12 protein-coding genes are annotated in these 16,234 nt (G+C 44.0%); 11 read left to right on the forward strand and 1 reads right to left on the reverse strand.

What is annotated here, in order from left to right:
• Positions 1 to 5 precede the first annotated feature (5 nt).
• From ACW689_RS01635 to ACW689_RS01675, 9 genes are read left to right on the forward strand one after another with little or no spacing between them, the layout of a single operon-like run.
• A complete protein-coding gene (locus ACW689_RS01635) occupies positions 6 to 3,863 on the forward strand; it encodes a phage tail tape measure protein (RefSeq protein WP_476287924.1) in 3,858 nt (1,285 codons plus the stop codon).
• A complete protein-coding gene (locus tag ACW689_RS01640) occupies positions 3,860 to 4,216 on the forward strand; it encodes a hypothetical protein (RefSeq protein ID WP_476287926.1) in 357 nt (118 codons plus the stop codon). The genes ACW689_RS01635 and ACW689_RS01640 overlap by 4 nt, the downstream gene beginning before the upstream one ends.
• Positions 4,216 to 7,641, forward strand: coding sequence for a hypothetical protein (locus ACW689_RS01645; RefSeq protein WP_476287928.1), 3,426 nt, complete (start codon positions 4,216 to 4,218; stop codon positions 7,639 to 7,641). Before ACW689_RS01640 ends, ACW689_RS01645 begins: the two co-directional genes overlap by 1 nt.
• A gap of 7 nt (positions 7,642 to 7,648) precedes the next feature.
• A complete protein-coding gene (locus ACW689_RS01650) occupies positions 7,649 to 8,842 on the forward strand; it encodes a hypothetical protein (protein ID WP_476287930.1) in 1,194 nt (397 codons plus the stop codon).
• Positions 8,842 to 9,258, forward strand: coding sequence for a hypothetical protein (locus ACW689_RS01655; protein WP_476287932.1), 417 nt, complete (start codon positions 8,842 to 8,844; stop codon positions 9,256 to 9,258). Before ACW689_RS01650 ends, ACW689_RS01655 begins: the two co-directional genes overlap by 1 nt.
• Before the next feature lie 3 nt (positions 9,259 to 9,261).
• Positions 9,262 to 9,612, forward strand: a complete 351-nt coding sequence (locus tag ACW689_RS01660) for a hypothetical protein (RefSeq protein ID WP_476287934.1) — start codon at positions 9,262 to 9,264, stop codon at positions 9,610 to 9,612.
• Positions 9,609 to 11,501, forward strand: a complete 1,893-nt coding sequence (locus tag ACW689_RS01665; RefSeq protein ID WP_476287936.1) for a hypothetical protein — start codon at positions 9,609 to 9,611, stop codon at positions 11,499 to 11,501. The genes ACW689_RS01660 and ACW689_RS01665 overlap by 4 nt, the downstream gene beginning before the upstream one ends.
• Entirely contained in the window at positions 11,501 to 11,746 is a 246-nt protein-coding gene (locus ACW689_RS01670; RefSeq protein WP_476287938.1) for a hypothetical protein, read from the forward strand. Before ACW689_RS01665 ends, ACW689_RS01670 begins: the two co-directional genes overlap by 1 nt.
• 3 nt (positions 11,747 to 11,749) lie before the next feature.
• Positions 11,750 to 12,166 (forward strand): glycoside hydrolase family protein, encoded by a 417-nt coding sequence (locus ACW689_RS01675; RefSeq protein ID WP_476287940.1) that lies wholly within the window; start codon positions 11,750 to 11,752, stop codon positions 12,164 to 12,166.
• Here the strand turns inward: ACW689_RS01675 and ACW689_RS01680 are convergent.
• A complete protein-coding gene (locus ACW689_RS01680) occupies positions 12,163 to 12,498 on the reverse strand; it encodes a hypothetical protein (RefSeq protein ID WP_476287942.1) in 336 nt (111 codons plus the stop codon). The genes ACW689_RS01675 and ACW689_RS01680 overlap by 4 nt on opposite strands.
• Before the next feature lie 382 nt (positions 12,499 to 12,880).
• On the opposite strand from ACW689_RS01680, the gene ACW689_RS01685 reads away from it, so the two are divergent.
• Together ACW689_RS01685 and ACW689_RS01690 are read left to right on the forward strand one after the other, a co-directional pair.
• Positions 12,881 to 14,845 (forward strand): UvrD-helicase domain-containing protein, encoded by a 1,965-nt coding sequence (locus ACW689_RS01685; RefSeq protein WP_476287944.1) that lies wholly within the window; start codon positions 12,881 to 12,883, stop codon positions 14,843 to 14,845.
• A gap of 94 nt (positions 14,846 to 14,939) precedes the next feature.
• A complete protein-coding gene (locus tag ACW689_RS01690) occupies positions 14,940 to 16,229 on the forward strand; it encodes a Glu/Leu/Phe/Val family dehydrogenase (protein ID WP_476287946.1) in 1,290 nt (429 codons plus the stop codon).
• The last annotated feature ends 5 nt before the right edge of the window (positions 16,230 to 16,234 follow it).

Consider the following 16,234-nt stretch of genomic DNA (forward strand, 5'->3'; position numbering starts at 1 on the left):
TTTCTATGGCAAACAACGAACATAATCAAGAAGTCGTACAGCTCATAATTGACGCTAAGAACCTGTCTAGTGATGAGCTGGTTCAAGCTGCGGAGCAATTGCGCAACCTTGGTAATACAGCCAGAAAAGCTGAGCAAAACTTACAGCAAATTGAAGTTAAGCAAGGCACGATCAGTTCTTTCCAATCGCTTAAGCAACAATTGACGCAAGCTCGAACTGAGTTAGCAAAAGCTGAAGTCGAATTTAAAAATCTCACTGTTTCAGTAAAGAATAATAAGAAAGCAACAGATGAGCAAAAGCAGTCTGTAGAGCTGGCGAAGTTGTCACTTAAGCAGCAACGTAAAGAGTTGAACAACCTTCAAAAGGCATACGATAACTCTAAGGCTGAGCTTAAGCAATTTGGTGCACACACAAAGAATTTAACGCAAGTCTCAGAGCAACTAGGGCAGGCACATAAAAACCAAAAACAAGAAGTTGAGCGCCTTAACGCTGAGCTATCAAAGCAAACTCAATCTGTAGCAAAACGCATTGAATCTGAAAAAAGGCTTTTAGGTGTTACAGGAGAGCTCACAGAAGAAACCAGAAAGCAGATAGAAGCAGATAGGCAAGCCGCCGAGCAAAAAGAAAAGCAGGAGGCGGCGGCTCGTTATCTTACATTATCGCTCAAAAAGTATGAGCGACAGCTTGAACAACTCAATCGCGATAAGCAAAATGGTGTCATAACATCAGGCCAGTATATCAAGAAAGAGGAACAGCTCAGATCGCAGTTAGGGCTAACCTCTGCGCAAGTTTCAACGTCACGCCGAGCAGTTGAAGTTGATTCGGTTAGCAAAGACAAAGCGGCCAAATCGACAGATGGCCTAACCAAAGCAACACGCCGACTTGCGCAAATTTACACCGTGTTAATCGCGGCTCAATCAGCCATCGAGGTGGTGCGCCAAAGCACGCAAGCCTACGGTGAATCTGAAGCAGCCATCACAAAAGTTGAGAAGACTACAGGGCAGGCGCGTGAAGTTATCGCGGCCATGCATGAAGAGTTGGCGGTACTATCTCAGGAAATAATGCCGACAAGCACCAATGAACTAGCACGTTTTGCCGAGATTGCTGGCCAGCTAGGCACTAAGTCCACAACGGATATTTTGGATCTTGTGGCCGCCGCAGATGCGTTAAATGTTTCAACCAACTTAGCCGGTGATGAGGCTGCAACGCTTTTATCTCGTATCCTGTCGATGACGGGAGAAGGCATACCACAAATTAATAATCTCGCTTCTTCTGTGGTGACTCTAGGTAATAACTTCGCTGTTACTGAAGACGAGATCGCATTCATGACTAAAGAAATAGTCACGGGTACGAGTGCGATTAAGGTGGGCAGTGCAGCAGCGGCCGCTTACGGTACTGTGTTAAAAGAATCAGGTCAACAAGCTGAGCGTTCACGCTCTGGTTTTACGCGCTTGTCACAATCTATTTTGCAAGCCGTACAAAAGGGCGGCTCGGCGCTTGAGCGACTTCAAGAGCTTACCGGGTTAACTGCGCAAGAAATAGAGAAGAACCTAGGGGAAAGGCCTGAAGAAGTCTTATTCAGCTTAGTTAAAGGGTTGGCAAACGCGAAGAGTGAAGGTGTGTTGTTGTCAAACATCATGCGTGATTTGGGTATCGATTCACAAGAAACGTTAGAAGTATTTGAGGTTTTGACGAACAAGGTGTCTCGACTCCGGTATGCATTGGATCTGTCGGGCAAAGCATATGTTGATTCTACTGCGCACTTTGAAGAAGCCGCGAAAGTCTATGCAAACCAAGAGTCACAGATTGCCCGTCTAATTAATCAATTTACCGGGCTAAAGCGAGCTGCGGGAGAGGCGTTCAGCGACGAACTAGACCAAGGCGTGAGAACAACCTCAGAGCTGTTAACTAGCCTAGAGCCCGTCGTAACCATGCTAATGAATGGTATGGGAGATTTGTCTGAGGGGGTTAGCGAAGTAGTTGAATCGTTTGGGCTGGCATATGATGTCATTAGTGATGTAGGTGGATCTGCCATTGGGGCGGTATTAGCCGTTCAAGTGGCTAATGTACGGATTTTGTTTAACAGCCTTACTTTAGTCATAAAGGGTTTTGCGTTCACACTCAATGAAGCAAAAATTGCGATTGCTGAATTTGCCGGGGTCAGTGGTGAAAAGCTTGAAGCGATGCGCGAAACGAGCAAGAAGATTGTTTCAGGGATCCAAGAAGATTTTCGTGACATAGGGCATGCTGCTGACCGTATTTTTGATGAGTCTAGTGCTGCATATGAAGATTTTCTCTCTGTCTATGAGAAGTACAAAAATGCTTCGACAGAGTTAGGTGAAGAACAGCAGAAGCAGATCCAAACCCTTATCAGTGCTAATAAGTATTTAGCTGATAACGAACAAGCTTATATTGAACTCGCTGCGGCACTCGTTCGTGCAAATAGGGAAGCCGAGATCCGCACTCGGATGATCGCACTTCAAAATAAACGTGACGAAGAACGTGCCAAGCTTGAACGAGAAGAGATTGCACGCAACAAGGCGCTGAGAGAAGAAGCTGAGCGACTTAATCTCAATCGAAAAGAGTTAACTGAAAAATCTGAAGAGCTTCGAACAGAGTTTGAAAAAGGCACTATTAGCATTGCTGACTATGAGGCCAAAACAAAGTTATTACTATTTGCCGAAGAAAGGTTAAATGAACAAAGCTCAAAGCTTGTTTTAACACAGCAAATTCAAGTTGCTCAAAATGAACAGCTCAGTGATACAGTCAGAGGTCTGAAGCTTTCCGAGATTGATTTAGAACATGCTATTTGGGAGCTTGATAACCAGTTAAACAAGAATATAAAAACGGACAGTGAAAAGTTAAAACTGACGCTGCAACGCATTAATGCTGAACGAGAGTTGCAATTAGTCAAAGAGCGCTTACGCGTGCAAACAGAGCTAGAGACTAAAACCAATTTTGAATTGCAGGTGATAGCTGAAAAGAACACCAGACAAATCGAGTTGTTAACGGAGAAGTATCGGCAAGGCACGATCACGTTCGGCGAATACCAAACCAAGTTAGATACCTTGAAAGTCACGCAATCTCTTCTCAAAAATGCCGTGGTTGCTGAAACCACAGCAACGCAGAGTAATACTGAAGCGACACAGCGAGCGACTAGCGCCGTTAATAGTTTTACTCAAGCGAAAGATAGATCTACGCAAAGCGTGCGTAATAGCATTCGATGGAATCGTGAAAGCGCCGAATCATTCAACCAATACTCAAAAGCGGTTCAAAACTCAACGAGATACACCAGCATTTTTGCTAAGTCTAGCGCACAACTGAGTAAACAGACTGACTTATCAAATCAATCAACTGAATCGTTGCAAGCTCGATACGATGAACTGCAAGGTACTATCGTTGAAAACGGCCGTGTATCAAGTAGTTGGTGGGTTGACCTAGCGAGAGAGTCAAACAAAGTGTTTCAACAGGAGCAAAAGGTGATCAGCCAAACGCTCCATATGCGCAAACTAACCGAGCAAGTGCGATCAGGCAGTAAATCACTCAGTGAGTTGAACAAACTTGCAAGTAACGCTAGCCGCCAGTTTAACAATTTAGACTACTCAGACCTAACAGCTTATTTGCGTGAAATTGAAAACGCAAAGCGAACGCTTAGCCAAAGAGCGCAACAATCTGTTGCAATTCCATCACCTACCAGCATTTCACCCGTTATTAGGCAGCAGGCGCAAGCGGTGAGCGAAGTGATCACCGTGCGCTTTGAATCACCAAGCGGGGCCCAAGCTGAGTTAGCAATGCAAAACAGAAGTATGCTCGACTCACTTATTCAAATTCTCAGAGAGTCAGGCTTGAGGGTGCAAATATGATAAAGCTCAATAATTTAACGTTACCAAGGGGCTTAACGCACAACCCGTTTGAATACTCAGCGATGGCCCAGAGCAATCAAATGTCTGTAACGGGCAGGGTCGTTATTCAGCGGGGGAAATATCAAGATGGTAGACAAATTACGTTAACAGGTGGCGCAGATAGGTGCTGGTTGAGTTTGGCAGACGCGCAAGCCATCGCTGCACTGAGAGAAGAAGACAGATTGACGCTGGTTATCAACGGTACGCAGTACACCGTTAAGTTCGACTTGGCCCAATCTGATCACCTAGTCATCAACCATTTAATGGCAGATACCTACTACATAGAAAAAATACGCTTTATCGAGGTTTTATAGTGGCAATTCATCAATCAGACATCAAATTCAAAGAGTCGCAGCGTATGGATGATACGCTTGACGGTGGTGGGCGTATTACTGGGCAAGTTATTGTTGATGGTACTGAAAACAGTATTTTTCCTGATATATCTGATTTGGATAGGGCTACGGGATCAGTTAGTTTACGCAAGGTATATCTGCACGTAGATAACCCGACAGATGATAAGTACTCAGGCGCTAACATTGCGCTAATTGAGCCACCAGAAGATGAAAGCGTGAGCGTGACGCTCATGTCCACGTTTGATCACTATGATACCCGCAAAGATGCCAAAGATGTAATTGAACGTTACTTAGCGAGGTCATCGCTTTGGCCGGGCTCGCTATTGGGGGATCAGCTTAGAGGGCAGCGAACAATACGAATTGTGCAGCGGGACGACTACAGAGAGCCAAATGTAGGCGAAGTGTTATCACTTATTAGCAATGAAAGCAAGGATAACGAATACGAGCAGTATATTCGTATTGTTGATTACTCTTCAGAAATACGTACTTTCACGGTACAAAATAGCGGTAGCCTTCAATCGTTTCAGCGTAGGGTAATCACCGCTGAAATATCAGAGCCACTGCGTGAAACGTTCAAAGGCGGTGAACCCAGCCCCGTGGATTTTAATACAACTGAAACAACATTAAGAGAAACCATCGTTGCAAACGCGGTGAAGTATTACGGCGTATCTACTCTGGTTAACGATGCTGCATTTGGTAGCATGACTCTCAATGTCGATGACATATTCACTCAACTTGTGCCGTCATCTCGTATTGAAACGCCAGTCACGGACGTTAACGCGCTTGGGCAAAAGACTTCGTTAACAGGTTCTGGTGCACTACATGAAACCACAGTATCTACATTGTTAGAACCCTATAAATCTTTGTTTTTAGGAAGTTCTATTGCGCATGGGTCACTAGTTGTTGAGTACGGAAGTATTACGATGACTGATGACAGTAACGAAAACCTGTTATTAGACGGTGTGGTAGTTGCGTCTATCGACTATCAAACGGGTGTTATTGAGTTCAATGAAAACATGCAGGTATTGAATGGCAATACAAAGGTGAAGTTTATTACGGCTGCGCTTCAGAAAACCACCGCAAATAGTGATTCGATTGAAATAGATTCTACAAATCGCGGCTATAGTTACGTTCGCGAATTGGCACCAATACCTTCACCTGGCACACTAGTGGTTAGTTATATGGTTCAGGGCAAATGGTACACGTTGATAGATAAAGGCGCGGGTGTACTGACTGGCAGCTCCGACAAAGTAGGAACGGGGAGCGTTGATTTTAATACTGGCACACTGACATTAACCTTGGGTGCTCTGCCCGATGCAAAAACCCATATTGTGATGCAATGGGGGACTACATTTAGTGTCATTGATAGAACCAGTGACAATACCATCCAACCTTGGTTCATCATCGATTTACCTCAAAATGCTACTGCTACGGCCCCCGTTGTAAAATGGGGGAACAAGCAAGCTTCAGAGTCCGGCGGTGATGGCGTTCTCATTCATGATGCAACGAAAAACTTGATCAAGTTTAGACCTCACGTGCTGCAATCAAAAAGCACTGAATTTACCATTGATTTCGATGTGCTGGGGTCAATTAATTCTGCAAGTAGGCCTGTTACGTTTTTGAATGATGTTTTTACAATTGAGTTGGGCGAAAGCGTGCAGCCAGGTACAGTGTATTTTGAGGTGTCTGCTAGCACTGTCGAAACTGACCAGCAAGGACGGGAAGGGCAATACAATCAACTGCGCTATTACTTTTACGATGCAGCTACAACATACCCTTGCTTTGATGATGGTTACGGACGGTTAAAAAATACTTATGGTGAGCAAGTCGCGTCAATTAATTATCAAACGGGCGTGATCCAGATCCAACGTAGTTTATCTTTATCTGTCGCGCGCGATGTGAAGTATAAATATTACAAGTACATTTTTTTACGACGAGACAAGTCGGTTACCAACGTAACCATCAATGACATGTCATCATTGAATGTGCGCTATGGTGGTCTTAGCTCAAACGCTTCTGACTCCTTCGCGTTTAAGTGCGAAAAACTTATTATTGATGTGCCTCGGTCAAACGATGAGAGACTTATACCCAATACCACCCGTTTTTGGCTGGCCGGTAAATATTACTTTGAGCACGACGGCAAATTATACAATGAAATTGACCATGCAACAGGGGCTCGCGGGCCGTCTGTAGGCAGTGTGCAAAGCCTCTCCGCACAAATTCAAGTTGATAACTGGCAAGCTGAGCAGTACGTAAACTTTGCGCGAGTCGCCTTTTCAACATCTCTTGATTACAACCAAGTCGATAGTAATGCAGTATTTAGAACCATAGCAGCCCCTTTGGCACCTCAATCAATGACCTTATCATTTGTGGCCCCTGAAGGCGGCAGGCACTCCGTTACTTCTGATGCATCGGGCGCGCTGATAAGCGCATTGGTAACTGGCAAAGTTGACCACCAAACTGGGGTTGTTACGTTTGAAACGAATGAAGGTGTTGATATGTCAACGCTGAGATATTCGTGCGTAACGTACAGCAATCTGCCTTTGGACGCTGATTTAATTGGACTTGACCCAGTTAGATTACCCAGTGATGGTCGTGTACCAACGGTCACGAAAGGTGATGTTGTGCTGGTTCATCAAACCGATACTATCACGGCCACAGTTGGGCCAAATATGGTCATCGATTTAAATAAACCCCGCCTTGCTTCGGTAAGCGTGGAAGGTATTGAAAGCTCAGATTATGTCACCGACTTAAATGCAGGGAAAATCACTTTTGCTCAATCTGTTTTAAGTGCTGAGCGCGTCATTAGCTATCGCTATGAGGATATGGCTGTGGCGACTGATGTGGATATTTCAGGTACCGTCAGGTTAGCCAAACCTTTGTCACATGATTACAAAGCCCAAAAAGCGAAGGTTTCATCACTGCTTGTCGCCAAGTCACTGTGGTCTCGATATACAGGCTTATTCGACCAAAGAACGTGGACGGGGGAGTGGTCTGACTCGCTCATAGGTGAGCAAACCAGTGCGCAATACAATGATGCGGATCACCCAATTACCACCGACAACTTAGGTGCGATCACTGAACGGTGGGCGATAGTTTTTACCAGTAATACATCGTTTAAGTTAATTGGCGAGCATACCGGGCAGATAGCGATTGGCAGTACTAATTCAGAATTTGCACCGCTCAATCCCAACACCAGCACCCCTTATTTTACAGTGCCCCACTTAGGGTGGGGCGATGGTTGGGCCGCTGGCAACGTGCTTCGTTTCAATACAGTCGGGGCAATTTTCCCAATCTGGTTAATTCTCACTGTTTTACAGTCAACACCATCAAGCGCTGAACGTGAACGATTTCAGTTCGAAGCGCGTGGTAACATCAATAGGTAATATAATAATGGCTACAACATACCCTAGAAAATGGTTTACTTCTGAGTTCCAAGGTGCGCCGGCATGTGGTGCACCAAATCGTCAAGCAGGGCTATTAAACAACATTCTCAAATCATGCCTAGTAACAGGGTTTGGTGACACTCAAGTTGATGCACTTGAATACGACGAAGCAGAGCAAGCCGCTGTAGCGACAATTCAAGCTGGACATAGTTTTCAAAAGTATCAAGTGATCGAGATTATTGCGGACCAAGAGGAATACACAGGTGAGCATCGGGTAACAAAGGTAACGGCTACGCAGGTATGGTTTGAATTAGATAGTGTCCCTACGCAAACTGTAAGCGGTGCAATCACAATGAGAACCCCCGGTGTTGGTTGGACAATCGAACACGAATCAGGTGATGGCCTCATTGTCATATACAGAACCAAAGCTGATGAAGGTGATTTTCTGATCCGTGTGGTTGATGATCATTCGTTCGGTAGCTCTAGTACATCGTATGGAACTAGAGCGGGCGTTCAATTAGTAAGTGATGTTGTAGACATTGACACTTTTGAAGAGGCTTACACAAGTTTGTGGGTTAGTAATACTTGGTATAACAACAGAGATGTGAGCGACTGGAACATAGTTGCTAACGATAAAATAGTGTATTTCACGCACGATAATACCGGTGGGAATTATTCTTACTATGAAGCTAATTCAATGTACTGCGTTGGTTATATTGACTCTGTTAGACCTGGCGATAGGAGTCACTGCATTACTCGGGGTAACTTCAGTGAAACAGATACACCTTACAATAAATTAACCGAATTTTTGAATGATAACTCATACAATAGTACTCCAGTTCGCGCTCGACTGGCACGTTCTCATACTCAATTAAAAGGTGTTGTCCCATTCAGATTAATGAACTTTTGGTCCCTGCTTGGTGATGGTCTTTCGACACCAAATTTAGCTGATAATGGGGTGTATCTAAGCCAGAGTGATTTACCAGTTTTGGAGCTCGAAGGTTCTACTTATACGTATAGAGGGACACTTCCTTTATTAGTGAATCGCTACCATAAACAAACGAATGACCATCGAACAATTTACCAAAATTTAAGGCATGATAGGGAGTTATTGCTGGTGCTGTGCGGGTCACATTCAAATAGCATTAACGAAAGCTATCTATCTTCCGTCTTATTTGATATTAGTTCAGAGGTAGTGTGATGGCAGAGGTAGAATACACGTACCATACGATTTCACAATCATTAGTTTGGGGGTCACCGCATAGCCGTGAGCTGGCATTTCCATTCGGCAACTACCCTCAATATAAAGCCACCCGCAACCTGAATCCGCAACGAATAGCGAAAGGGCATAAAATCCATGACCTGAATAGGCGTCAAGGTTATATAAAAAGTACCGTCACGATTAATGGCATTCCTGCGGCGGGACGGCGCGTACTGTGTTTTACTCAGGCAGGTATTATCATTGACGAGAGTATGACCGATAAATCAGGTAATTACAGGTTTGATAACCTCGACTTGACCACCAAATATATGATCATTGCCCAAGACAGCCCCGCGTTTGGTGATGCTGAGTACAACGCGGTGGCCGCTGATTTCCAGTCGCCAACGGAGTATTAACCTATGCAGTTAGGTATACCTTATAAGGATGAGCTGCTTAGGTCTATTGGAGATAATGCGGTTCTAATAAAGTTGGTTGATGCTAATAAAAATGTACTTAGCGAGATTAAATTAGCAACCCCTTCGTATAGTGAAATAAACAATGGCATTATGCGGATGCATCCCACTCAAGCAGTTATGTTGTTAGAATCTGGTGTATTGGCGAGCGCTGAGATTTTGGACTCGTCTGGTGTAACTGTCGCTACTTTATCAATCGGTGGTAGTGATAGTTTTGCCGATTTGAGATTGCCAATTGAAGACGCAACCGTATTTAGAGGTGCGATGTTCTCAATTCAGGATTGGTCTATCTCATGAAGTTTTCGCGTAAGCGTCAAGATAATGCTCAACTTGATTTCATCATTGATGTGCAGGTGCCACCTAAAGGTGATCCGAGCTATCTAGCGCTTACGTTCGAAAAAGAAAGACAGTTAAATGCACAAATTGAGCTAAAGCCCGCTGACAGTGAGCCCGTTGCGTTGTTTATTTCTGGCCGGGCAAAACTCCAAGCACTTAATGCTATAGGTGAAATTGTCACTGGCATTGCGTTGACTGGTCACGCAGTAGTAACTGATATGCAACTCGAAAGTGTGGTGAATTATGATGTAAACGTCGAACGAGGTGGTCGAGGTAGCGTAAGCAACGGCTTTCGACATGGTATTCAATTGGCCCAAGTTATAGAGCCAGTAGCTGGTAACATGCAGCGTGAAAGTGTTTGTCGGCAAGTTGGCATATACGGTGCTAAAAAGCTGGATCACATGTTTATCATATCGCATGATTCATTGGCTTCAATTGCTCGTAACATACTATTCAGCGTTAAAGATGCGTATAAAACACAAATACTCCAAGAGCAAAGCGCTCGCTTTTTACCTCGGTTAACGGGTGGGCAATGGTTTGGTATAGATAGTTACGAAGCTTTGGTTGCACAACATGGTTTTGGTGTCTTAATGCCAGTAGCTGCGGCAGAAAGCTTAAGCACATTGTTCGAGCACGCTGCATCCTATAGCTTGACTTTGCGAGCGCCTTTTTACAATCGGGGCTATTACTATAGCCATTCCGTTGAGTCGTCGTTGGGCAATGCAGGCAATGTCATACATGGCGAACGTCCGATAGTAATAAAGCCACCAATCATACAGCCACCCACAAGACCACCATTAAAATTAGACTTCCGAACTCTTAGGCTTTCTGATGCACAACTAGAGTTCGTGAGAGTTGAACTGGATGCATTAATAGTTATGAACAAAATCAAATGTGCGATTGTTAATAAGCAAACGAACGCTAAACATGAAATTAATCCAGTGGCTGCATCTTTGAACCTCGACATTGAGTCATGTGCATGGCTTTTATCGGGTGAGCTCGTAGGGGATGAGGGCAGCTTATTGGCCGTTCAGAATGAGATAGAGATGGAGGTGAACGGGCATGTATGGCGTTTCTTTGTATCTTCGTTTGAGCGCTCCATATCGAGCATTACAGATACTAAATATAGGTTTTTAGCTGAAGGGCGCTCAAAGTATTTAGGCGAACCATACGCGCCTAAGCAAACTGGCACAGTTGATCAGCCTATATCACCATGGCAAATTGTTGAAGAGCAAATACAACCGACAGGGTTTACGCTTGACAGGTCAAACATGCCTGATTGGATCTTGTCCTCTGGCTCATACTCATACAACAGTAAATCACCGCTGGCACTATTAAATGATGTAGTAGCGGCATCGGGTGGAATGATTAAACCAGATCGTATCAACGATGCATTAACTGTTGAACCGAGATATAAACGAAACCCTGACGAATACAGCACACTAGCAGACGAGCAATGCGATCATGTTATCGATATATCTCACATCATAAGTGAATCACGTTCAGACCAAAGCACACCTGTAGTTGACTCTTTGTTTGTTGTTTCAGATACCACTGGCACCACAACAGAGCTGCTTAAGTCGGGAACAGTTGGAGCCAACAGAGGTGCGGATGTAATTTCCCCATTACAGCAAGATCACGCTGTGAATAGAGATCTTGGTCGCAGAATTATGAACGAGTCGGGGAGTCAGGAGTTAGTGAGAATACGTGTACCACTTGGCAACAGTTTAATTGAACCCGGCATGATAGTTCGATTTGGTGACACAACAGGTTTATGTATCTCGACGGGTATATCCGTGAACGGCTTAACCGATGTTTGGCAGGATGTAAGTTTGGAGGTCCACCACTAATGGCAACGGGCAATCCATGGAAACAGTTTCAGAGCGTTCTTGGTAACGGCACTCAGAAAGTTTTATTTCGTGCTCAAGTGGTCGCTTTGGACCCCCAGCAATCACGAGCGAAGCTAGAACGGCACGATGGTCAATTATGGGTTTCAAACTCAATAGGTGCACAACTTAACGACAAAGTGATCGCAGATGATGAACAAGTGAGCAAGGTTTTAACTAGCAACGATTATCAAAAAATAGAGGTGTAAATCGTGAATGATGTTTTAATGACAGAGATGAAAAAGCAGCTAACTACCCATGAGGGTAAGAGTCATTTCGCGTATGTATGCCCAGGTGGGAAAATAACGGTAGGTGTTGGCCGTAATATTGAAGAGCGCGGTTTGTCAGACGACGAGATAGATTACTTACTAGGCAATGACATTAAACACGTACACGCCGAGTTGAACAGACGTTTCAAAGGCTTTGAGGCGTTGGACGATACTAAAAAGCGTGTATTAATGGATATGGGCTTTAACCTTGGTATAAATGGGCTTTTCGGATTTAAACGTATGTTTGCAGCATTAGAGGCTTGCGACTATGGCAAGGCGGCGGATGAGATGTTGAATAGCCGCTGGGCTCGTCAGGTTGGCAACAGAGCGCAATATCTAGCAAGTCTCATGCGCGACTAATCTTCAGTGCAAGGCTTACATTTTTCATCAACCAGCATGTAAGCCTTATCGTGATGCAATACACCTTTTAGTTTCGTGCCTTTGGGTAACTCAATAAAACCAAACAAGCCTGTTTCGTCATGCGAGTATGCTTCGATGCGCAATAGCGTGATAGGTTTAAATTGATTAGCACGGTGCGATTTTACAATACCGGCAAACTCAATCATGCGATCTTCACCATCAACAACACATGCGACTTTTCGGCCGCTGATGCTTTTACTGTTATTGGGGCTGCCGTACTTATTCAGTAAAACTCGGCCATAGTTATGGCGATATGCGATTGTTATAAGCATAGATATTACCTGTCAAATAGGTCTGTATAAATATACAGTTTTTAATGGTGTGGTTGAAGTATAGATCGTGAGTTTAATCTACGTTACATGCTAGAATGCTCATATAGAAAAGCCGTCGGTTTTACAGAGCTCACATAGGAAAATGTAAAAATCTACCATCACTTCTTTTGGTAACTGCATGTTTATTATAAGTTATTGCTTTGTTTGCGCCATCTTGAGGGGGTGGTGGCTTCGGCCGTGGGGGTTCAAGTCCCCCCATCCGCACCAAATTTAAAAAACCAGCATCACGCTGGTTTTTTTGCATTTCAGGCCCAGTAGCTTTTGTCTTTTTGGGTTACTAGCTGCTAATATTCTCTCGAAAATTTCTTATAGCATTAATTCGTTGAAAAATTTACCCTTGTTTAATTTTGGCTTATCTTGCCAAACGCTAACGCTGTCTGATAATCATATCCAGCTTACGACTAAGTCTGGGGAGTTGTTATTTCAGTGGGAAAAACTTTTACAGCCACCAGAGTTAAAGAAAAGCATTTTTCATTATATTCTAACGATATACTTGAAAGCGGATAGCAAACCCCATGTTTTTACACTGGCAGAAACCGGTGTTACTACTGAACAGCTACAAACACTTTGGATAGCGCATCACAGTCCATTCCTCTTGAAAAGTCTCAATAAGTTAGAACGATTACTGAAGCAACAGTATTTATCATCGAATAACCTAAAGGTCGTACGTCAGTCAGCTGAAAACTTGGCTAAGTGCTGGTTATCATGGCAACCTGAGACCTCATTGCCTCACGCTTTACGCCAAGCGCTTTTTACAGTTAGAGAGCTGAGCAGCTGGCAAGACGCCGATATTGACGATTTTAGGGAAGCCTTTATTGCCTATCAAATGCATCAATATCAGCACTTTTTTGACACTATAGAAGCAAAGCCGTTGACTCAAGCTCAAAGGCGCGCCTGCATTATTCAAGATGAACGACAGCTTTTATTGGCTGGTGCGGGAACAGGAAAAACCAGTGTGATGGTAGCGCGCACGCATTTCTTATTGAGAAGTACCAACACACAAGCGCAACAAATATTATTACTCGCATATGGCAATGAAGCCTCGCAAGAGCTTACGCAGCGACTAGGTGAGCAATTTTGCTGCATGACTTTCCACTCCCTAGGCATGCATATTATTACGCAAGTAGAAGGGGAACACCCCAAGCTCAGTGAGCTCATCACAGATAGCCAAAAGATGGATGCGTTTATTCAAGATACATTGCAAGCGCTATGTATGGATTTGGGCTTCAAGCGCGCGTTTGAGTACTTTTGTAAACAGGAATGTGGTGTAGCAAATATTGACAACGTGAATACATTCTTGCAATCGCCCAATAGCACACGGGTTGTCAGACACATTCGGTCATTAATTAGCGCATATAAAAATGCATCAGCAATAAATCAACTTGGGCAAATTGAAGCAGAGCAAAGTGAACTGTTGGAGTGTTTAAAACCGATCATTGCTGAATATCAACTTTATCTTAGTAACGAAAATGCAATCGATTTTGAAGATATGATTGCACGAGCAACTCGCTACATTGAGCAAGGGCAGTTTCGAGTACCTTGGCACCATATTATGGTTGACGAGTTTCAGGATATTTCACAAGTGCGTGCAGCGTTAATTATGGCCATGCTTGCACAATCTAAGCGCTATCTCTTTGCGGTGGGCGACGATTGGCAGTCTATTTACCGCTTTAGCGGAGCGGACGTTACCTTAACGACACAATTCATACGCCACTTTGGGGCCGGAACGGTCACCCAATTGGATAGAACATTTCGCTATCCTCAGCAGATACTGGATATGTCCCGCCAATTCGTTTGTGTGAACCCAGAGCAAGTGAACAAAAGAATTTCTGCGAATATATCATCTGCGGATGAGACCATTAAGGTTTGGGATTCAGATAACGAGCAGGATGCTTTAACTCAAATTATAGAGAGTCTTGCCGCTCATGGCAGCGCTAGCGTACTGATATTGGCCCGATTTCATAAGATGTTACCTGACAGGCAGTTTGTGGCTAAGCTGCAAGGTCAATTTCAACAGATACAACTCAAAACAATGACATTTCATAGCTCTAAAGGTCGTGAGGCTGAATACTGCATTTTGCTGGGTTTACACGAAGGAAAGCAGGGGTTTCCTTCTCAAGCTAGAAAGCAGCCTTTATTGGAGGCAATGCTACCATTAAAAGAGCGCTTTGAGTTTGCTGAAGAACGCCGCTTGTTTTATGTGGCGTTGACGCGGGCTAAAAAACAAATGTTTCTTATTAAACCGAGCGTTAGACCTTGCCGATTCGTGGACGAGCTGATGGATTAATTAACCCTGCCATAGCTGATTTGTTTTTGAAAATTAAACTATTCTTCTAATTTGAACCGTATAACTGAATATCGTGCGTAGGGAAGGATGAAGAATGAGTGATAACATTTTACAAGATGCAATAGCGAGGCTTACTAACATTGGTAAGCATGACGAAAGGTATCATGCTGTGCTGGAGGCGCTACGTCAGCCACAGAGTACGTTGATCAATCATATTGCTATTCGTAAAGACAACGGTGAAACGGCTTACTTTAAAGCATATAGATGCAGATATAACGACTTATTAGGACCAACGAAAGGTGGGATCCGCTTTCATCATCAAGCCGACCAAGATGAAGTTGAAGCACTCGCACTATGGATGACATTGAAGTGTGCTGTTGTAAAAGTGCCTTTTGGTGGTGCCAAAGGCGCCGTAACGGTAGACCCTAAATCTCTCTCACCAATGGAATTGGAGCGCTTGGCTCGCTCTTATATTCGCGCAAAAGCTGACTTTATTGGTCCTGAACTGGATATCCCAGCCCCCGATGTGTACACCAATGCTCGGATCATGGGTTGGATGATGGATGAATATGAAAAGATAACTCGAACTAAGTGCCCGGCGGTGATTACTGGTAAACCAATCGCTTTTGGTGGCAGTCTAGGGCGAGACAGTGCGACCGGCAAAGGCGCCTATTTATGTGTGGAAGCACTGGCTGAAAAGTTAGACTGGGAACCCAGTGACAAGACGGTCGCGATACAAGGTTTTGGTAATGGCGGCTATCATTGCGCGCGATTGTTACAAAAAGCAGGATATAAAGTGGTTGCCGTGAGCGACTCAAAAGGGGGAATTTACTGCCAACAAGGGTTAGATATTGAAAGCGTTTATCATGAAAAGCAGCAAAGCAATACGCTAAAAGCCGTGTACTGTGAACACTCTGTGTGTGAAGACATTGAGCATGATAGAATAACTAATGAAGAGTTATTAGCGTTGAACGTAGATATATTAATTCCGGCCGCGCTCGCGGGTGTTATAACTAAACATAATGCGGATCAAATAAAGGCAAAATATATTGTTGAGATTGCAAATGGTCCGGTCACCTTTGAGGTTGATGCGCAACTAAAAAATCAAGGTACGCAGGTTATTCCAGATATTCTAGCCAATGCGGGTGGCGTTGTGGTGAGCTTTTTCGAGTGGTGTCAAAATCGACAAGGTGAAGCATGGGGTGAGAGTAAAGTGAGTGAGAAGCTTGAGAATTATATGCGCAGCGCATTTAACAGTGCCTGGCAATTATACGAAGAGCGCGAAACATCAATGCGTGAAGCTGTTTACTTACTAGCATTAGAGCGCTTGTCAGAGGCACTACAAGCGCATGGAACATCAGACTACTTTTCTAATTCAGTCTAAGTCAG

Source organism: Pseudoalteromonas sp. ABE4_541, from assembly GCF_056312285.1.